Source organism: Mariniluteicoccus endophyticus (assembly GCF_054780035.1).
Genome location: NZ_BAAGXC010000022.1, coordinates 24,729 through 46,034 on the forward strand (window position 1 = coordinate 24,729; position 21,306 = coordinate 46,034).

Consider the following 21,306-nt stretch of genomic DNA (forward strand, 5'->3'; position numbering starts at 1 on the left):
CCATCCAGCGACACGTCGACAGCGCTCAGAACGGACGTCTGGAGGCCCGTGACCTCCCGGACGGCGGCCTTGTGATTGTTGGAGTCTTTCACAGTGGTCGTGAACAAACCGTGGCGACGTACTCAGCTCAGTCCAGGATCCACCGGCAGGTTTGATCAGTAACAGGTTGAGCAGTTAACCCTCCGGACGCACTGCGAGGCCTTAGATTGCCTTCATGAACGAGCAGCCAGCGGTCGAGCTGGACTACGCGTTCCCAGCCCAGTGGGCCCGGGTCAACGCTGATGGATCCCTGACCGCCATTGACGCTAGCTTCCTCAAGATCGCGTGCCCGATAGGCCAACCAGCTGCGTTCGCGGTTGCCGCACGCTTGCGATTCAAGGGCGGCATGCCTGAGTGCGAGCTCCGGATCGAGATGCGGCCGCCCGCCGACGGGGCGACGTTGTCGTTCGTGGCCCAAGTCAGCGCCGAGGCAGCGCCCGTCTACGGCGACGGGCGACGGCACGTGTTGTTGGCGCTCAACTCAGCCTTGTTCGTCCAGCAATACGGCCACGTTGAGATCGAGATCTACCTGAACGACCGTAGCGTGCGGAAGCTCATGTTCGAGATCGTCGAGCCGACGACCGCTCAGGGCTGACGACCCATGCACCCTTATCGCATCACTGGGCATGTACGTCAGCGCATGCGTCAACGCGGAGTTGATGTATCTGAGGTTGAAGACGTCCTGGCGGCTCCTGAGCACACAACGCATGACCCAACCGAGGACAGCTACCGCTTGGAACGAAAACTGCCCCGGGGAACGTTGAAGGTGTGGGTGGTCGCTCCATGGCCACCCAAAGGTATTATCGTAGTTAAATCTGTTGCCTGGAGAGGGAGATGACCATGGAGCCGCGACTTACCGTCGACTTCGAGGCCAACGCCGCCTACCTTCAGGTCTCTGACGCGCCTGTCGTCGAGACCTGCGAGGTCGCTCCCGGTTTCCAGGTGGACCTCGATGAGTTCGGGCTGGCAGTCGGCTTCGAGGTTCTGGATCTCTCACTCGACATCCCCGTGCATGCGGTTGAGAAGCAGTACCACCTGCGCGAGCAGGACGTGCACTGCCTCATGAGCATCCGCCCTAACGTTACGAACTTCGTGGCCCGACAGGGGGGCGGCGTGACGGTCCCGCGTACCGATGTCTGGGCCACCCGGTCAGCATTGGCCTGACCTAAGGCTCCTCGGCGCGCCGATCCGACGAAACGCGCGCCTATCGGGCTAGAGTCTAGCCCGATGGTTAGGATGGGCGCCAATGCCCTCTGGCCGTTCAGCGCCTCACTCCAGCGGCGGTCTCGCCCGCCTGCGCATCGCTTGGACGAGCGAGCCCAGCGCCAGCAGGAGCCCCGGCTGGTCGTAGTGCTTCTCGGCCATCTCGATAGCAGCTAGCCGGTCGGTCTCCAGCAGTTCGACCAAGCCCCAAGCGTCGCTCACGAGCGTCTTGATCCAGTCGTTCTGGTCGCTGTCACTCATGGCCAGCATGCCGTCGGTGAAGCTTCTTGTGCCGCGTCGAGGCCGAAAAGGGTACCCCTTTCGTACCCCGCTCAGGAAGCAGAAAACCGTCCCCCGAAGTCAGAGGACGGTTCCATTGGTGCGCCTAACTGGACTTGAACCAGTGACCTCTGCCTTATCAGGGCAGCGCTCTAACCGTCTGAGCTATAGGCGCATGGTGCATCAGCACCGAGGAAGAATGCTACGGCATCCCCTGCCCGCGGCACAAATCGCGATTGGGCCCCCTCATCACAGGCCGAAAACTTCACAACAGGTGGAGGAACGCCTGTTGTCGAGTTCTCGGCCTGTTGTAGGTGTACGCGGCGTACGCCGGGAACGGCGAGGGCCGCCGCGACCTCATCGGTCACGACGGCCCTCACGGGTCGCGGCGGATCAGTCCTCGGCGTCACGTCGACGGCGGACCAGGAGGCCACCACCGATCATTGCGGCGAGACCACCGGCGAGGATGCCCGCAGCCGGGCCACCGGTGTTGGCCAGCGGCGGGAACCACGGCTTCGGAGCCGGCGGCACGTGGGCGTGCGCCTTGTCGGTCGACGTGACCGGCTGCGGCGTCGAGCCGTCCGGGTTGGTCGGCGGCGTACCCACGACCGTGCCGGTGTTCACGTGCTGCCCATCCGCCGCCGGAGCCGCGAGCGTCGCCGTGCAGGTCATCGACTCGGCCACGGCCAGCTCGGTCTTCGGGCAGGTGATCGCGGACGCGGCGACCTTGTCGTCGGTCACCGTGACGTCCCTGAGCACCGTCTGACCGGTGTTGGTCACCGCATAGGTGATCCGCATCTGCGAACCCGCCTGCACCTGTACGCCGGGCGCCTGGTTGGCGTCGTCACCGTTGATCGACTTGACGATCGAGACACCGGGCTTGCCCGGGACGACCGGCGGCGTGTGCGCGTTGCCGGGGTTGTCGTCGGTCACCTTCGGCGGCACCGGACCACCCGGTGTCGTCGGCGGCTGACCCGTCACGGTCGCCGTGTTCGAGTGCTGTACGCCGCCCGCGGCCGGAGCCGGCATCGTGGCGGTGCACTCCATCGACTCACCCACGGCCAGCTCGGTCTTCGGGCAGCTGAGGCCCTCGACCTGGCCGCCACCGGCGGTCACGCGGTCGGTCAGTGTGACGCCCGTGAGAGGCATCGCGCCGGTGTTCGTCACCTTGTAGGTGATGTTCATCCGCGACCCGGGCTGGACCTCCACGCCCGGGGCCGTGTCGGCGTCGTCGCCGTTGATGAACTTGATGACCTCGATGGCCGGCGTCTTGGCGAACCCGTCCGACGGCGGAGGCGTCACCGGCGGCACGGTCGGCGGGACCACCGGCGGCACACCCGGAGGCGTCACCGGCGGCGGGTTCTCACCCGGCACGTCCGTCGGCGGTTCCTCCGGCGTACCGGTCACCGAGGCCTGGTCCTGGTGGACACCGCGCGGCATCACGAAGGACGCCGTGCACACCACCGTCTGACCCGCAGCCAGCGTCGGGATCACGTTGCTCCGGGCCGGGGCCGGGCACGTGACCGTCATCGGAGTGGTGCCACCTTGGACGATGCGGTCGGTGACCGTGACGTCCTTCATGTCGCCCAAGCCCAGGTTCGAGACCTCGAGGGAGACCTCGACGCGGTCACCCGGCCTGGCCGCGACGGCGGTGCCATCGGTGTGTGCCTCCAGCCCGTTGAGCTTCTTCACGATCCTCAGCTCAGGGGTCCAGGCGTTGCCCGGATCAGGCGGCGTCGTCACCACCGGCGGCGGCGTACCACCCGGCGGCGTCGGCGGCTGACCCGTCGCCACCGCCTCATTCGTGTGCTGCACACCCCCGGCGGGGGCCGGGATGGTCGCGCGGAAGAGCACGGCCTCGCCGGGCTCGAGCGTCCCGCTGAAGGCCGAGGTGGCCATCGTCGTCACGTTCCACTTCGTCGCGTCCGCGGTGATCGCCGAGACGACCGTGCCCGAGGGCGACAGCACCTGATCGGCGACCTTGACGTCGGACATCGTGGTGCGGCCGGTGTTGGTGACCAGGTAGGTCACCTGCATCGGCTGACCCGGCTCGACCGCCACACCCGGAGCGGTGTTCGCGTCGTTGCCGTTGACGTACTTGACGATCTTCAGCTCCGACGGACCCTGCAGCGGCGTGCACGCGTCGTTGTTCTCGGTGCCATCGGTGTCACCGGCCATGTCGACCACGTTGTACAGGCCCTTGCCCGGGTTGGACGCGGTCTCGCCGGCCTCACAGGTGGCGAGGTCGATCCAGCCCTGCGGGGTGATCGCCGACTGGTCGACCGCGTACACCACGCGGACCGTGTGGGTCTGCGAGGCCTGGGCCCCGAGCGCGTCACCGTTGGTCACGACGTACGGAGCAGCCGTCTGGGGCCTGCCACCGTCGACCGTCACCGAGACCACCCGGAAGCCCGCAGGGGCTGCGGGGATGTCGACGACCTTCGGCGAGGTGCCGACCACGTTGGACGTGTTCTTCACGACCACGCTGTAGTCACGCGTCACCGACGTCGTCCCGGCGTCGAGGACGAACGGTGCCTGGTTCGTGGTCTTGCGGACCGAGAAGGTCGGCGTGCCCTTGACCGGGGTGCAGGCGTCGTTGTTGTCCTCACCATCGGTGTCGCCACCCATGGTCACCACGTTGTACAGGCCCTTGGCCGGGTTGGATGCACCCACACCGGCCTCGCAGGTGCCCAGGTCGGTCCAACCCTGCGGCGTGATCTGTGTCTGGTCGACCGCGTACGCGACCGTCACCGTGTGGACCTTCTCCGCACCCGCAGCCAGCTGGTCACCAGTGGTCACGACGTACGGGGCAGCCGTCTGCGGCGTACCGCCGTCGACCGTCACCGAGACGATCCGGAAACCTGCCGGAGCAGCCGGCACATCCGTCACCTGCGCCGAGGTGCCCGGTGCGTGCGAGGTGTTCTTCACCGTGACCGTGTAGTCACGCGAGACCGTGGCCTGGCCCGGCGTGAGACCGACCGGCTGCTGCGTCGTGGCCTTCCGCACCGAGAACGCCGTCGTCGGCTTCACCGGGGTGCAGGTGTCGTTGTTGTCGGCACCATCGGTGTCGTCACCCATCGTCACCTTGTTGTAGAGGCCCTTCGTCGGGTCGGTCGCCGCACCGTCGGTGCTGCACTCCCCGATCGCCGCCCAGTCGACCTGATTCTGGTTGACCGAGTAGGTGACCACGACCGTGAACGACTTCGCCTGGCCCTTGATGAGGGCGACACCCGGGGTCACCTGGAAGGTGCCGTCGGCGCCGAGCGTGACCGGCGCGCCGTCGACCGTCGCACCCGTGAGGGTGAACCCGGCCGGCTTGGACGGTGCGTCGACCACGGCCGGCGAGGTGCCCGCCACGTTGCCGGTGTTGGTCACCGTCACCGTGTACGTACGCGTCGCCGTCGTGTCGTCGACACCGAGCGTGATCGGGTCGGCTGCGGTCGTCTTCTTCACGGCGAAGGTCGGCGTGCCCTTGACCGGCGTGCAGGCGTCGTTGTTGTCCTCACCGTCGGTGTCACCGTCCAACGTGACGAGGTTGTGGAGACCCTTCGCCGGGTTGGACGCGCCGACACCGGCCTCGCACGTGGACAGGTCGGTCCAACCCGTCGGCGTGATCGCCGCCTGGTCGACCGCGTACGTCACGGTCACCGTGTGGACCTTCTCGGCCTGCGGCGCGAGCTGGTCACCGGCGGTCACCACGTATTCCGGAGCCGTCTGCGGCGCACCGCCGTCGACGACGACCTGCGTCACCGTGAAACCGGTGGGCGTGGCCGGGATGTCGACGACCTGCTGCGAGGTGCCTGCGATGTTGGAGGTGTTCTTCACCGTGACCGTGTAGTCACGCGTGACAGACGTCTGGGTCGAGGCCAGGACGATCGGGTCCTGCGTGGTCGCCTTGCGCACCGCGAACGTCGGCGTGCCCTTGACCGGGGTACAGGCGTCGTTGTTGTCGGCGCCGTCGGAGTCGCCGTCCATGTCGACCACGTTGTACAGGCCCTTGGCCGGGTTGGATGCCCCGACACCGGCCTCACACGTGCCGAGATCGGCCCAGCCCTCCGGCGTGATCACCGCCTGCTCGACCGCGTACGTCACCGACACCGTGTGAACCTTCTCCGCCTGCGGCGCGAGCTGGTCACCGTTGGTCACCACGTACGGAGCGGCCGTCTGCGGCGTACCGCCGACCGTCACCGACACCACACGGAAGCCCGCCGGAGCCGCCGGCACATCAGTCACCCGCGGCGAGGTGCCCGCGACGTTCGACGAATTCTTCACCGTCACCGTGTAATCACGCGTCATCTCCGTCTGGCCCGGGGTCAGCGTGACCGGTGCCTGAGACGTCGCCTTGCGCACCGAGAACTGCGGTGTGCCGTTGACCGGGGTGCAGGCATCGTTGTTGTCGACCCCATCGGTGTCACCGTCCATGTTCACCAGGTTGTACAGGCCCTTGGCCGGGTTCGAAGCCCCGACACCGGCCTCACACATGCCGAGATCGGCCCAGCCCTCCGGCGTGATCTGTGCCTGGTCGACCGCGTACGTCACCGACACCGTGTGAACCTTCTCCGCCTGCGGCGCGAGCAGGTCACCGTCGGTCACCACGTACGGAGCGGCCGTCTGCGGCGCACCGCCGTCGACCACGACCTGCGAGACAGTGAAGCCAGCCGGCGTGGCCGGCGCGTCGAAGACCGGCTTGGAGGTGCCCGGCGCGTTCGACGTGTTCTTCACCGTCACCGTGTAGTCACGCGTCACGGTGGCCTGGGTCGGGGTCAGCTTGATCGGCGCCTGGGACGTCGACTTGCGCACCGAGAAGCCCGTGGTGGGCTGCACCGGGTTGCAGGTGTCGTTGTTGTCGACCCCGTCGGAGTCGCGATCCATGGACGCCAGGTTGTACAGACCCTTGGCCGGGTCGGTCGTCGCCCCTGCGGTCTGGCACTCACCGATCGTCGTCCAGTTCACCTGGGCCTGGTTGACCGCATACGTGACGACGACGGTGAACGTCTTCGTCACGTTCGGTTCGAGCAGTACGCCCGGCGAGACCGGGAACGAGCCGTTCGTGATCGTCGCCGCCGCGCCGTCGACCGTGGCACCGGTCAGCGTGAACCCGGCCGGCACCGACGGCGTGTCGGTGATCGGTGCGGTCGTGCCCGCTGCGGTGCCGGTGTTCTTCACCGTGATCGTGTAGGTATGCGACACCGTGGTGGCATCGATCGGCAGCACGATCGGCGCAGGATCCGACAACTTCTGAAGCTCGAACTGCGGGCGCACCGGCGGCACGCAGGCGTCGTTGTCGTTCACGTCAGGATCACCGGCCATCTCGACCGCGTTGAACAGACCCTTGCCCGGCGTCCCCGGGCCGGCAGTCTCACACGTGCCGACCGCAGTGATCTCAGCCGGGGTCAGCGCAGTTGTTCCCGTGATGGCCACGGTGAACTTCGCCTGACCGCCAGCGGGGAGCGTGCCCGCCGGTGCCACAGGGTAGTTGCCCTGCGCGTCAGCCGTGACGACCGAGCCGTTGACCGTGACGAGCGTGATGTCGAACCCGGCCGGGAAACCGGGGTTGTCGACGATCGCGTTGTAGTCGGCCGGCAGAGTCGCCGAGGGGTTGGTCACGTAGATGTCGTAGGAGACAGTAAATGTGCCATCGGGGTTGACGACGACCGGGTTCGGCGTGCCGGGCGTGACCTCCTTCTTGACCGTCGCGGGCCCGCTCACCGGGGTGCACGCATCGTTGTTGTCGACGCCGTCGGAGTCACCGGCCATGTCGACCACGTTGTACAGACCCTTGGTCGGATCGGAGGCGCCGACACCTGCAGCGCACTCACCCAGCCGGGTCCAATCGGTCACCTGGGCCTGGTCGACCGTGTAGGTGACGACGACCGTGAACGTCTGGGACGCGCCCCGGTCGAGCTCCACGCCCGGCGTCACCTGGAAGGTCAAGTCGGGGTTGATCGTCACGGGGACACCACCGACAGTCGCGCCCGTGAGGGTGAACCCGGCCGGCTGCGACGGCTTGTCACTCACGGCCGGCGAGGTCGCCTTCATCTGGCCGGTGTTGGTCACCACCACCGTGTAGTCACGCGAGACGGTCGTCTGCCCCGGCGTGAGCGTGATCGGGGCCTGCCCGGTCTCCTTCTTGACCGCGAACTGCGGCGTCCCCGTCACCGGCGTGCACACATCGTTGTTCGCGGCGCCGTCGGAGTCGTCGTTCATCGTGACGAGGTTGTACAGACCCTTGTTCGTGTCAGGCGTGTCGTCGGAGGCGTCGCACTGACCAAGATTGGTCCAGCCATCAGCCGGGATCGTCGCCTGGTCGATCGCGTACGTCACGACGACGCTGTGGGCCTTCGATGCGTTCCCAGCGAGCAGGTCACCGTTGGTGACGACGTACGGGGCGGCCGTCTGCGGCGCACCACCGTCGACCGTCACCGAGACGACACGGAAGCCGGCCGGTGTGGCGGGGATGTCGACGACCTGCTGCGAGATGCCCTCCACGGCCGTGGTGTTGCGCACGGTCACGGTGTAGGTGCGGACCAGCTCGGTCTGGGTCGGGGTCAGGACCACCGGCCCGTCCGCAGTCGTCTTCTCCACCGCGAAGCCGGGCTTCGCGATGTTGATGCAGGCGTCGTTGTCGGAGGTGTTGGGGTCACCGGTCATCTCGACCAGGTTGAACAGGCCCTTGCCCGGCGTGCCCGGGCCGTCGGCCGTCCCGCACTGTCCTGCGGTGGCGATCTCGGGCACCGTCAGCGTGGTCGTGCCACGCACGACGACCCGGAAGGTCTTCGTCGCGCCGGGTGCCAGCGTCCCCTCCGGTGCGACCGGGTAGACACCGTTTGCATCCGCGGTCACGACGGTGCCACCGACCGAGACCGAGGTGACGTTGAGGCCCGGGGCGAAGCCGGGGCGGTCGGTGATCGCGTTGTAGCGCGCGGGGGTCGTCGCCGACGGGTTCGTTACGACGATCTCGTACGCGACCTCGAATGATCCGTCAGCACCCACCACGATCGGGTTCGGCTGGTCGGCCGCAGCCCGCTTGGCCACGGTGGCCGGGGGGTAGACCGGCGTGCACGCATCGTTGTTGTCCTCGCCGTCGGAATCTCCCGACATCGTGACGAGGTTGTACAGGCCCTTGGCCGGGTTGGAGGCACCGGTGCCGGCCTCACATGTCGCGAGATCGTTCCAGCTGCTCACCGCGGCCTGGTCGACGTCATAGGTCACCACGACGGTGAACTCCTGCGAGGCCCCGGGGGCGAGCTTGACGCCCGGGGAGACCTGGAAGGTGCCGCCGGGGTTGACCGTGGCCGTGGCGCCGCCGACGGTCGCACCGCGCAGGATGAATCCGGCCGGGACCGACGGTTTGTCGGTGACGGCGGGCGAGGTGGCCTCGACCGTGCCTGTGTTGGTCACCTTGATGGTGTAGGTGCGGGTGACCGAGGTCTGGCCCGGGGCGAGTGCAAGCGGCGGCTGCGTGGTGGACTTCTCCACGGCGAAGCCGGGGACACTGGCGTTGGCCGGGTTCTCCGAGGTCACGTTCGGCGGCTGCGAGCCGTCGGGGTTCTTCGGGGGCGTTCCTTCGACGTGGGCCAGGTTGGTGTGGAAACCACCAGTGGGCGCCGTCAGCGTCGCGGTGCAGACGACTGTCTCCCCGGGCGCCAGGCTCCGGATTGTGTTGCCGGTCGCCGGTGCAGGGCACGTGATCGACCCGGCTGCGACTCGGTTGTCAGTGACGACCACAGGTGCCAGCGTCTGGTTGCCGGTGTTGGTCACCTTGAACGAGATCGTCATCGGCGACCCGGCCACAACGGTCACACCCGGAAGCGCGTTGGCGTCGGAGTCCTGACCGTCGGTGGTCTTCCCGGTGGGGGCAGTCGGGTTGGCGTCGTTGATGTATTTGATGATCCCCACGCCGGGTACGCCGGACAACGGCGTGCAGGTCGTGTTGTTGTTCGACCCGTCGCTGTCACCGGGCAGGGTGACCGTGTTGACGAAACCGGTGCCGGTGGTGACGCCACCGGCATCGGTGGTGCACTGGCCGATCTTCGTCCAGTCGACGGTGACCGGGCTGATGTTGCCCCTGATCTGGACACGGTAGGTCTTGGAGCCACCAGCAGGCAGCGGTGTGGTGCTGGCGGGGATCGTGATGATCGATCCAGAGGGGAACGCCGCGCCATCGAGCGTGATCGAGCTCACTGTGACCCCTGCGGGGACGTTCATGGTATCGATCATCGCCGGATGGTTCGCCGCGATTGCCGAGTTGTTCGTCACCGCGATGTCGTAGGACAACGTGAACGTGTTCGTCGCAGGATCGACCGACACGACGGGGGAGGTCCCGCCGTCGGCGTCACCAGTCACCGCCTTGCGTACCTTGAACGAGGTGACGTCAACGGTCGCGTCATCGGTCTTGGGGCCGGTGGGCTGCTTCGAGATCGTGCCCTGGCCGTTGGCCGTCGCGATGTTGGTGGTCTTCTGGTTGATCACCGACTTGCACGAGTAGAGCCAGGTCTCCTGCAGGTCGAGGATCTGGTCACCGTCGACATCACCTTGTCCGTTCGCGGGCGCCAGCAGCACCGGGTTGGGGCACTTGTCATCGATCAACGTGACGTTCTGGAGCGGCTCGTTGCCCGGGTTGGTCAGGTAGTACTTGTAGGTGACCTCCGTGCCCGGTGCGACGGTCACGAACGGGGCGGCCTTGGAGTCGACCTCCTGGCCAGTCGCCGGGTCGACGACCTTTTTGTCGAGGGCCAGCTCAGGCTTGGCGATCTCGACACAAGTCGCGTCGCCGCCACCGGGCTGGTTCGGGTCGTCGGTCACGATGATGCCGCCCGGGGTCTGTACGTCGGAGCCCACGTACGCCGTATTGCCCTGGTTGCAGACTTGGCCGGAGGTGCCGGTCACGGTGACCCTGAACGAGATGACCGCCTTCTGGCCCCTGGCGACGACACCCGCGTGGGCGCCGCTCGAGTGGATCTCACGGGCGGTGGCGTACGGCATGGTGCCACCCACGTCAGGCACGGTGGTGCCGTTCAGGGTGGTCGAACCGGCCATGTAGGTCGCACCGGCCGGAATGAGGTCGCGCAGGGTCACGCCAGTCGCCTCGAGGTTGCCGAGGTTCTCGACGGAGATGCTGTAGGTGAGGACTGTGCCGGTCCCCACGGTCGGTCCGGGGGTGACCGACTTGGAGGCCCTCAGCTCGGGCTTGGGCAAGGCACAGGAGCCAAGGTCCTGGACGTTGGCCAGATTCGGGCTGCTGAACACCTGGGTGGAAGCACCGGTGGTGGTGTTGATCGAGAAGATCGTGCCCGTCTGGGCGCCGGTGACCTGGGAGTCGTCACGGGAGGCGTACAGAGTGCCGTCGAGGCCGAAGGCCAGGCCGTAGAATCCAGCCGACGCGGCGGTCCGGCCCACCAATTGGGCACGCCCACCCGATGTGGTGGCCAATTCACTTGCCGACACCGTGTAAAGCGTGGAAGTGCGATTGGCAACGCCCATGACCCAGGCGTTTCCGAGACCATCGAACGCGATGTCGCCCATCGTCATGCTCGTGAACGATCGTCCATCCGAACCAGTGAACACTCCATGGTCGACCCATGTCTTGACTCCATTGTTCAGGGAGTAGATGTGCCCGTTGTCAGCGAATGACCAGAGGGTGCCCTTGCCGTCAAAGGCAATTCGGTTCGTCGCCGTGGCCGGGGAGGCCGTCACGACGGACTCGGTGAGCCCCGTGGTCGTGTTGATCCGATAGATGCCGTTGTTCTCCGTACCGCGGACCGACAACTGCGCCGCGTAGTAGATCCAGCCAGGCTGCAGAGGCGAGGCGGCATTCGCCGCAGAGTTCTTGTATCCGTTGTTGTCGGGAAGCGTTGTGCGAGAAGGTGCGGTTCCCGGCGGCGTGAAGGTGCCATAGGCGCCTGTCGCAGAAGAAGAGGTGGTGAAGGTGACCTGACCGCACCACGGCGCGTCGACGGTAACCGTCGCCTGGGCCGAGACGGTGGTGACGGGCGTTCCCCAGTAGTCATGGAATGTGGCCGTCGCGGTGTTGGTGGTCGTGGTCGTGATCGTTGTGGTGCAGCGGAATGTCGCCGTGGCCCCTGGTTCGATATAGGAGTTTCCCCGAGCGTCCGTCGGAAGGCCACTCACGACCTTCACGTTCGCACATCGGTCATCGTCCAGCGATGCGTAGTACATGCGGTTGTAATAGCCCGCAGGTCGGTTGTTCTTGACCGTGTAGGTGAAGGTGACGGGGCCGCCGGCAGCCCCCAGCGAGGTGGTGTCAGCCGTCTTGGTCAGGGTCAAGCGGCCATCGGCAGACGTCACCGGAACGCCCGATGCAGCGGCCGCAGGGGGTGCCGATTGCACCCCAGCCACCCCCATTCCCATCATCACGAGCATCGTCGCCAACACAATGCGTGCTGACTTTCTCACCGGACCGGAGCACCGAACAACCATAGAAATCCCTTATTCGCACATAAAGCCGCGGTGGGGCGGCCCGGACCATGAAAACACGTGGTTTTCTTGAGTCCCAAATTGTCGACATGACGCCCCGCAATGCGGGATATTTATCGACACACGGAACACGAATTCACTGTGGGGACAGCGTAAATCTCTATGGTTAACCCTTCGTTCCGCATCATTTCTTCAACAAGTGATTACGGAATCAATCACATCGCTAATCAATATCAGGCCTAAAACACGACGGCTGGGCCTCCGTGAGGAGGCCCAGCCGCGGAGAGCGCAGGAGTCAGTCTTCGGCGAGCGTGACTTCGAGGCCGCCGATCATCGCCGACGCCAAGTTGTACAAGAACGCCGCCAGCGTCGCGAGCGCAGTGAAGATGACGACGTCGATGACGGCGATCAACGCCGCCGTTCCCATCACCCGGTTGGTGTCGACGTAGTCCTGGATGCGGAAGGGGGTGTCGTCGCCAGGAGTCTGGATGATCGAGCCGATCATCGAGTTCAGTGAGTCGAAGATGCCCGAGCTGCCGATGACCGCCCACACCGTGCCGGTGGCGACCCACAGGACGATGCCGGCGGCGACCGAGAACAGGAATGCCGTCTTCATGACCGACCATGGATCGATCTGCGCCAGGCGCAGACGCGCCTTTCGCGTACGCCGGGCGCCGCTGCGCCGGACCGCCGGCTGCGTGCCCGTCGTGCTCGACGGGACGCCGCTCGGTTCACTGGAATCTTCCTTCGACGAGGGGCGCGGGACGGCGGTGGCCGCCTCCCCCGTACGCGTACCCTCACCGGCGCCGCCGCGCAGACCCTTCAGGCGCGAGGCCAGGGCGCCACCCGCAGCACCGAGCGTCGCGCTCGCCGCTGCGGCCTTGCCGCCCACGCCGGGCTTGTCACCCTTGTTGGCCTTGTCTGTGGCACCCGGCCTGGCCGCCTCACCCTGATTGACCACCTCACCCGTGCGCGGACGGGTCAGCTGGGTGCGCTCGTCGGCGGGCCCGGAGTCCTCACCGGTCGAGCCGGGAGCACCCTTCGTCGCGGCACCCGAAGCCGCCCCGGCCGCAGCACCCGCGGCGGGGGTGACGAAGCCCGGACGGCCCGAGCCCTGCTTGCCCTGATCGGTCGCGGCGCGGGGCTTGGACGCAGCGACACGCTCGGTCGTGGTCATGGGATGGTCGCTGGCGCTGGGCGCCGAGCCGGCGGTGCGCGAGGGACCCGACTGTCCGGCGGTACGCTGCGGAGGCGCGGACTGCGTCGAACCGCCGCTCTGCAGGGGGCCCGACGAGCGCTGCGGGGTCGCACCGGAGGGCGCCTGGGCTGGACGCGCCTGCCCACCGGACGACGAGTCGCCCTTCGCGCGGCCCATCAGGCGGTCGGCGCGGGAGGCCGTGGGCTCGGGCTCCGGCTTGTTGCCGTAGAAGTCCTTGGCGCTGCGCAGGATGGTGGGGTCACCGTCCGCGGCTCCCGGCTGGTTGCCCGGGTCCTTGGGGTCACTCACGGTTGTCCTCCTCCGCCTCGGCGGTCTCTGCGTTCACTTCGTCGACGCCGTCGACCTCGGCGTTGTTGTCCTCGTGCGACGACCCAGTCTGCCCCGAGTCGGACGCCCCAGTCGATTCAGCGTTCCCGTCGGCCAGCTGTTCGGCCTCTTCCTCGACCTGGTCCTCCGGGTTCAGCGCGATCAGGAGAACCCCGTCATCACCCTTGACACCGACGAACTTGACCCCCATCGTGTCACGGCCCTTGGCAGGAACGTCGGCGACGTTGCTGCGTGTCACCTGACCGGACCGCTTGATGGCGATGATCTCGTCGTGCTCCTGGACGACCAGGCCCCCGACGAGCGAACCACGGTCCTCGTTGAGCTTCATCGCCTTGATACCCAGGCCACCACGGCCCTGCTGGCGATATTCGGAGACGGCGGTGCGCTTGGCGTACCCGCCGTCGGTGACGGTGAACACGAAGCGGTCGTCCTCGGGCAGGTCGGCGTCGATGATCGCCATCGACAGCAGCGCGTCGCCCTCACGGAACTTCATGCCGGTCACACCGGACGTGGCGCGGCCCATCGGGCGCAGCTGGTCGTCGGCGGCCGAGAAGCGGATCGCCTGGCCCTTGGTCGAGATCAGCAACACGTCGTCCTCGGCGGCGCACAGACCGGCGCCGATGAGACGGTCGTCCCCGTCGCGGAAGTTCACGGCGATGACGCCGGCCTGGCGCGGCGAGTCGTACGCGGTCAGCGCCGTCTTCTTGACCAGGCCGTTCTTCGTGGCCAGCAAGAGGTAGGGCGCGTCCTCGTAGGTGCGCAGCGTCAACACCTGCGCGATGTGTTCGTCCGGCAGGAAGCTGAGCAGGCCCGCCACGTGGGAGCCGCGGCCGTCGCGGTTGGCCTCGGGCAGCTGCCACACCTTGGCGCGATAGACGCGGCCCATGTTCGTGAAGAACAGGATCCAGTGGTGGTTGGTGGTGGTGAACAGGTGGGCGACCTCGTCGTCCGCCTTGAGCGCGGCACCGCGTACGCCACGGCCGCCGCGCTTCTGGACGCGGTACAGGTCTGTACGCGTGCGCTTGGCGTACCCGCCCTGGGTGATGGTCACCACAACGTCGTCGTCGGGGATGAAGTCCTCGTCGGACAGGTCGCCGTCGGCGGAGATGATCTTCGTGCGGCGCTCGTCGCCGTACTTGTCGACGATCTCCTGGAGCTCGTCGGCGATGATCTTCCGCTGGCGCATCTCGTTGGCGAGGATGTCCTTGAGGTCGGCGATGATGCGCTCGAGCTCGGCGAGGCGGTCGATGATCTTCTGGCGCTCCAGCGCGGCGAGGCGGCGCAGCTGCATGTCGAGGATCGCGGTCGCCTGGATGTCGTCGATGTCGAGGAGCTGCTTCAGGCCCTCGCGCGCCTCGTCGGTGTTCGGCGAGCGGCGGATGAGGGCGATGACCTCGTCGAGCGCGTCGAGCGCCTTGACCAGTCCGCGGTAGATGTGGGCGTCGGCCTCGGCCTTCGCGAGGCGAAAGCGCGTACGCCTCTGGATGACCTCGATCTGGTGCCTGATCCAGTAGGAGATGAATTGGTCGAGCCGCAGCGTACGCGGGACCTCGTCGACCAGGGCCAGCATGTTGCAGCCGAACGTGTCCTGCAGCTGGGTGTGCTTGTAGAGGTTGTTCATCACCACGCGCGGCTGGGCGTCGCGCTTCAGCACGACGACGAGGCGCTGGCCGGTGCGGCCCGACGAGTCGTCGCGGATGTCGGCGATTCCGTTGATCTTGCCGGCGTTGACCAGCTCGGCGATCTTCACCGCGAGGCGGTCGGGGTTGCACATGTAGGGGAGCTCGGTGATCACCAGTGTCTGGCGACCCTTCGCGTCCTCCTCGATGTCGATGACCGCGCGCATGGTCACGGAGCCGCGGCCGGTGCGGTAGGCCTGCTCGATGCCGGAGCGGCCCACGATCAGCGCGCCGTTGGGGAAGTCGGGACCCTGGATCTTCTGGATCGCGACCTCGAGCAGCTCCTCGTCGGTGGCCTCGGGGTTGGCCAGCGCCCACTGGACAGCGTCGTTGACCTCGCGGAGGTTGTGGGTCGGGATGTTCGTCGCCATGCCGACCGCGATGCCGGTCGAGCCGTTGACGAGCAGGTTCGGGAAGCGCGCGGGGAGCACGACCGGCTCCTGCTCGCGGTTGTCGTAGTTCGGCTTGAAGTCGACGGTGTCCTCGTCGATGTCGCGGACCATCTCCATGGCCAGCGGCGCCATCTTGCACTCGGTGTATCGCATGGCGGCGGCCTTGTCGTCGCCGGGCGAGCCGAAGTTGCCCTGGCCCGACACCAGCGGCGCGCGCATCGCCCACGGCTGCGCGAGTCGGACGAGGGTGTCGTAGATCGCGGAGTCGCCGTGGGGGTGGTAGAGGCCCATGACCTCGCCGACGACTCGCGAGCACTTGTTCCAGCCGCGGTCGGGGCGGTAGCCGCCGTCGTACATCGCGTAGATGACGCGGCGGTGGACCGGCTTGAGGCCGTCACGGACGTCGGGCAGCGCGCGCCCGACGATCACCGACATCGCGTAGTCGAGGTAGGACTTCTGGATCTCGTCCTGGAGGTCGACCGGCTGGGTCGTGCCCTTCTCAGGGGGGATGATCTCGTCGACGGTCGACTCCGTCTCGGGGTTCGTCGGCTCGTCGGGGATGTCGGTCATCGGGCTCCCTCACCGTGCATGCGCTTGGCCATCCTTTGAATCCTATCGGATCGCGGCGTACGCACGCGGATCGCGCCCGGCGTGGTGGGGTACGCGACCGAGGGTCGCGGCGGTCAGAACGCGCTGTGGAGCCCTTGATCGAACTGGCCACCAAGACTCGTCACTCCCGTCGGGTCCAGCGCACGGAACAGACCCAGATCGGCCGACCAGACCGCTGACCTGCGTCCGTTCACCGAGAGGTGCGCCGCGTGACGGCGGAAGTGTCCACAAACCGACCGCTTCATGGTTGAGTTGGTCTCACAACCCGACGAGGAGGTTCTGCGGTGACGGCCGTGCCCAACCCTGCTCCCGTGGCTCCCGCCGTTCCACAACCCGGCCGGGTGGTCGAGGTGCGGGGCACCACGTGGGCCGTCACGGACGTGCAGCGCCAGGGCCTGACGCGTTCATCGGCCGACGAGGCCGTCGCTGGCCTGCAGCATGTGGTCACGCTGCAGAGCCTGGGGGAGGACAGCCTGGGCGACGAGCTGCGCGTCATCTGGGAGCTGGAGGTGGGTCACAGCCTGGCTCCCGACCAGGGGCTGCCGGAAACCATCGCGGCGGACGGCTTCGACGATCCGGACACGTTGGGTGCCATCGTGGATGCGGTGCGGTGGGGCGCCGTGACGTCTGCGGACGACCGCTCCTACCAGGCACCCTTCCGTTCCGGCGCGAATGTGGAGGCCTACCAGCTGGAGCCACTGCGACGTGCCCTGCAGTCTCCCCGCACGAACCTCCTGCTGGCCGACGACGTGGGTCTCGGCAAGACCATCGAGGCAGGCTTGGTCATCCAGGAGTTGTTGCTGCGCCATCGGGCGCGCAGCGTCGTGATCCTCTGCCCGCCCAGCCTGTCCCTGAAGTGGCAGGACGAGATGCGGGACAAATTCGGTCTGGACTTCACCATCGTGAATTCGGCTTGCATGGCGGACCTGCGTCGCAGCCATGGCCTGGATGCCAATCCGTTCCGGCTCTACTCGCGGGTCATCGTCTCCATGGCGTGGCTGCGATCTCCGCGCGCCCAACGTCTCCTCCGCGATGTCTACTCGGATCTCGAGGAGAACAACTCGGCACGCCGGTTCGCCTTCGATGTGTTGGTCGTCGACGAGGCACACCACATTGCGCCGTCGCGTCCCACCAGCGCTGAGGCACGCGGGTACGCCGTGGACAGCCAGCGAACCATCTTCACGCGTGAGCTCGCCGAGAAGTGCGAGCACCGGCTGTTCCTGAGCGCCACTCCGCACAATGGCCACTCGGAGTCCTTCACGGCCTTGTTGGAGATGATCGACGACCGTCGCTTCAGTCGGGGCGCGGACCTCGATGAGGAGGCTCTGCGAGCCGTCACGGTTCGCCGGTTGAAGGGTGAGATCACCTCCAAGAGCTTCAAGGCACGCCAGATCAAGAAGATCGTGGTGACGCCCGGGGATGACGAGCAGGAGAAGTTCGAGAAGCTGTCATCGTTGCTTGCGGCCAGCCGTCGCCTGAACGGTGATCGAAGTGGCGGGGACCTGGTCTCCATGTTGCTGAAGAAGCGTTTCCTGTCCTCACCGGTTGCGTTTGGCCGAACGTTGGCCTCCTTCCAGAACTCTGCGCTTCCTCTCTCGCTGCATGCACGTCTGTTCGACGACGATGACGAGGTGCTGCGGGAGACCCTGGGCAGCGAGCAGAGCGACGAGGAGGAAGGGCTGGAGGAGCATCCGGAGTTCCTGGCGCTGCAGCAGCGGAGAGGGATGAACCCGCTGGCGGCGGCCAGTCCAAAGGATCTGGAGGAGTTGATCACCTGGGGGATCGGTCACGAGGCCCGGCCGGACGCGCGCCTGCAGGCCCTGCTCGACTTCCTTGACGCCGTCTGTCGCCCGGATGGGAAGTGGACCAATGAGCGGGTGGTGGTCTTCACGGAGTACGCGGACACCCTGCACTGGATCCGGGATGTCCTCGTCTCCAAGGGCTACAAGGATGGTCGGCTGGCCGTGATCGAGGGTGCCACGGACACCGAGGCACGCGAGGTCATCCGGCAACGGTTCAGCGCGAATCCCGCCGAGCAACCGGTCAGGGTTCTGCTGGCGACGGACTCCGCCGGTGAGGGCATCGACCTGCAGTCCTACTGCCATCGGCTGGTGAACTTCGACATCCCATGGAATCCAGCTCGTCTGGAGCAGCGCATCGGCCGCATCGACCGTTATGGGCAGAGCGAGGCCCCTGAGGTCTTCCATTTCGTGCCGGAGCGGACGGCCTCCACCTTTGCGGCAGACATCGACTTCCTGGCGCGCATCGCGCACAAGGTGGGCACGGCCGCCGAGGAGCTCGGCTCCATGAATGCGGTCATCGACCACGAGATCCAGTCCCGCTTCGCGCCTCGCAATGGCCGCAAGGCCCCGGTGAGCAGCCGCGACACCATGCTGATCAACAAGACCTTGGCCGGTGAGCAGGAGCTGAACAAGCAACTGGATGAATTGAGCCGCTCCTATGAGGACAAGCAGCGGGACCTGCACCTGAGCCCGGCGAACACCGAACGGGTGGTGAACACGGCCCTGCGGCTTTCGCGCCAGCCGGAACTGGTCCCCGTTGGCGACGAGCGCACGAACAGTCCCGTCTTCGAGGTGCCGCAGCTGAGTACGCGTTGGCACAAGTCCTTGGAGGGGCTCTCCACGCGGCTGGATGCGCGTCCGCGTCCGGTCACCTTCGACCGCAAGGCCTTGATCGATCCCGAGACGGGGTCGCAGCGCGATGACCTGGTGGCCATCCATCTGGGTCATCCCCTCCTGCAACGTTCGGCACGGTTGCTGCGCAATGCGCTGGTGGCGGACACCTCGCAGATCAACCGGGTGGCGGCGACCGTCCTGCCCGAGCTGGATCGTTCCTGCGTCGCCGCTGTCTCGCGTCTGGTGCTGGTGGGCCGTGGTGGCCTGCGGCTGCATGAGGAGGTCTTCGTGACCGGCGTCCGCATCGGCGCCCAGGACCTGGCGGAGGACAAGGTGTTGGCCTTGCTGGACAGGGCGCTCGACCCGGGCGGGCCGGGCTCCGAGGCCATGGCGGACGGTGGGGTGAGAGCTCATCTGGCACAGGCGTGGAATGCTCCCGGCTCTCGTCTGCGGGAACGGCTGAAGTCGGCTGTCGATCGACGAGCCCAGGCACACCAGGAACGGGTCGAGTCACAGCTCGAGCGGCGCCAGGCCGCCGACCTGGAGCGTGCGGAGCACATCTTCACGAACTTCCGACGTGTCCTGACCGATTCCATCCGTCGGCTGCGCGCGGAGGACGAGGAGCAGCTGCCGCTGGCCGACGACCAGCGTGACCAACGCATGAGGGATCTGCGAACCATGGAGAGGCGTCTGGATTCGTTGCAGGACGAGCAGTCTCGCGAACTCGCGGCCATCCGGGCCCGCTACACCGACGTGAGGCCGTATGTCTCCCAGGTGGCGTTGGTCTTCGCCCTGACCGCGACCGATGCCGAGCAGTGGGGTGGCCAGCGATGAGGGCACGTGGCCGCACGGGAACCTTTGACCACCGCGACTGGCTGCAGCTGGTGGACATGGATGGCCCCTTCTTGTCGGTGCCGGAGCTGAAGCGCGTCTATCGACAGGGCTTCAGCAACTCTCTGACCTCGGCGGAACAGACCGCCTTCAAGGTGGCCAAGGCTGCCTTCGAGAAGGGCTGGGATGTCTGGCAGGCCAGCCCGCAACAGCTCGACGTCGTGCGCGCGGCGCGCGACGCGTGGGTGTCCCACATCCTGGGTTCGGTCTTTGGTTGGGGACAGCACCTGGTGCCCGACGACAGCGTCGGGGTGCAGTCCCCTGATCTGCGCGTCGAGGTGACCAGCACCTACGCCTTCCGTCGCGGCGACACGCGAGCGGCGCTCGTGCTGGTGGTGGATCCGGTGGATTCGCTGCGAGCACCGGGCACGGATGGCTGGGCCGCGGACCAGATCGACCGGATGGAGCTGCTGCTGCGTGCGGCGAAGGCGCCGGTGGGTGTAGTGACCGATGGACGTTGGTGGGCCATGGTCAGTGCGCCCCCGGGCCGCACGGTGGCTTCCGGCATCACCGACTCCCAGACGTGGGTGGAGGACGCGCAGGTGCGTGATGCCTTCGCGGAGCTGTTGGGCCCCAAGCGACTGGCCGGCGGCGCCGCGGAGGATCGTCTGGCGCAGATGTTCGTGAACTCGGTGGCATCAGCGGAGGAGATCACCGAGGCGCTGGGCAGCCAGGTGCGGCGCGCCGTGGAGCTGCTGGTGCAGGCCTTCTCTGAGGCCGTTACGGAGGCGAAAGCCCAGGGTGAGCCGAGCCCACTACCGGACGACGGCGACGAGATCTATGCCGCGGTGGTGGCCACCATGATGCGGATGGTCTTCCTGCTCTTTGCGGAGGAACGCAACCTGCTCCCGCAGGGCGAGCTGTTCAGTCAGGCGTATGGCCTGACGGGCCAGCGCGAGGAGTTGCACCGCCGGGCGGAGCAGGACTCCCACGAGTCGCTGGATTCCACGTGGCAGGTGTGGCACCGGCTGCAGGCCACGGCGAAGGCGCTCAGTGAGGGTGCCTCCTTCGAGGACATGCGGCTTCCCGCCTATGGCGGCTCGCTCTTCGCCCAGGATCGTCTCGGTTTCCTGACGGCCGTCACCGCGCGTGGCACCCTGGCGTTGCGGGTCAATGACCGGGTGATGATGCACGTGCTGGATGCCCTGCAGATGACCGAGATCAAGGGTCAGGGCAAGCGTCCGATCTCCTTCCGTGACATCGACGTGGAGCAGATTGGCTACATCTACGAGGGCCTGCTGGGCTACACCTGCCGCTTCGCCACCGAGACGGTGGTGGGGCTGATCGGGCGCAGTGGTTCCGAACCGGAGGTGCCGCTCGACGTCCTCAACGACCTGGCCGAGCAGCACACGTCGGACAAAGCACTGGCGACGGCGATCCTGGCGTGGGTGAAGGAGAACCAGCCATCCGCGATGGCCTCGACAGTGGGGCAACTGACGAAGGCCCTGGCGGCCAGCGACTCCCCGACGGCCGAGGATGACCTAGCGCTGCGCGCCCTGACCACCGACGGAGGCCTGCAGGACGAGCTGCGCACTTGGCTGGGCGCGATCCGCCGTGACCTGCGCGACCGACCAACCTGCCTGGCGGCCTGATAG

9 protein-coding genes and 1 tRNA gene are annotated in these 21,306 nt (G+C 67.0%); 5 read left to right on the forward strand and 5 right to left on the reverse strand.

The window, feature by feature from the left end:
- Window positions 1-214: 214 nt before the first annotated feature.
- Genes ACYVGD_RS11475 through ACYVGD_RS11485 form a run of 3 tightly spaced genes read left to right on the forward strand, consistent with a single transcriptional unit; the run spans window position 215 to window position 1,203 of the window.
- Window positions 215-634: a hypothetical protein gene (locus ACYVGD_RS11475; RefSeq protein ID WP_460743778.1), complete on the forward strand. Its 420-nt coding sequence runs from the start codon at window positions 215-217 to the stop codon at window positions 632-634.
- Between the two features lie 6 nt (window positions 635-640).
- Window positions 641-877, forward strand: coding sequence for a DUF4258 domain-containing protein (locus ACYVGD_RS11480; protein ID WP_460743779.1), 237 nt, complete (start codon window positions 641-643; stop codon window positions 875-877).
- Complete coding sequence (locus ACYVGD_RS11485; protein ID WP_460743780.1) at window positions 874-1,203, forward strand: DUF2283 domain-containing protein; 330 nt, start codon at window positions 874-876, stop codon at window positions 1,201-1,203. The genes ACYVGD_RS11480 and ACYVGD_RS11485 overlap by 4 nt, the downstream gene beginning before the upstream one ends.
- Window positions 1,204-1,308: 105 nt before the next feature.
- Here the strand turns inward: ACYVGD_RS11485 and ACYVGD_RS11490 are convergent, their stop codons facing one another.
- The 5 genes from ACYVGD_RS11490 to gyrA form a co-directional block, all read right to left on the reverse strand.
- Window positions 1,309-1,503, reverse strand: coding sequence for a hypothetical protein (locus tag ACYVGD_RS11490; RefSeq protein ID WP_460743781.1), 195 nt, complete (start codon window positions 1,501-1,503; stop codon window positions 1,309-1,311).
- 116 nt (window positions 1,504-1,619) lie between these two features.
- A tRNA-Ile gene (locus ACYVGD_RS11495) sits at window positions 1,620-1,696 on the reverse strand.
- A 218-nt stretch (window positions 1,697-1,914) separates the two neighbouring features.
- On the reverse strand, window positions 1,915-11,808 hold the full coding sequence (locus ACYVGD_RS11500) for a DUF7507 domain-containing protein (protein ID WP_460743782.1): 9,894 nt from the start codon (window positions 11,806-11,808) through the stop codon (window positions 1,915-1,917).
- Window positions 11,809-12,253: 445 nt separating this feature from the next.
- Entirely contained in the window at window positions 12,254-13,465 is a 1,212-nt protein-coding gene (locus tag ACYVGD_RS11505) for a DUF3566 domain-containing protein (protein ID WP_460743783.1), read from the reverse strand.
- Window positions 13,458-16,145, reverse strand: coding sequence for a DNA gyrase subunit A (gyrA, locus tag ACYVGD_RS11510; protein ID WP_460743784.1), 2,688 nt, complete (start codon window positions 16,143-16,145; stop codon window positions 13,458-13,460). Before gyrA ends, ACYVGD_RS11505 begins: the two co-directional genes overlap by 8 nt.
- Window positions 16,146-16,495: 350 nt before the next feature.
- Here gyrA and drmD point away from each other — a divergent pair, with 350 nt between their 5' ends.
- Together drmD and ACYVGD_RS11520 are read left to right on the forward strand one after the other, a co-directional pair.
- Window positions 16,496-19,654 (forward strand): DISARM system SNF2-like helicase DrmD, encoded by a 3,159-nt coding sequence (drmD, locus tag ACYVGD_RS11515; RefSeq protein WP_460743785.1) that lies wholly within the window; start codon window positions 16,496-16,498, stop codon window positions 19,652-19,654.
- Window positions 19,651-21,303 carry a hypothetical protein gene (locus tag ACYVGD_RS11520; RefSeq protein WP_460743786.1) on the forward strand — a complete coding sequence of 551 codons (1,653 nt, stop codon included), beginning with the start codon at window positions 19,651-19,653 and terminating at the stop codon, window positions 21,301-21,303. The genes drmD and ACYVGD_RS11520 overlap by 4 nt, the downstream gene beginning before the upstream one ends.
- Window positions 21,304-21,306 lie beyond the last annotated feature (3 nt).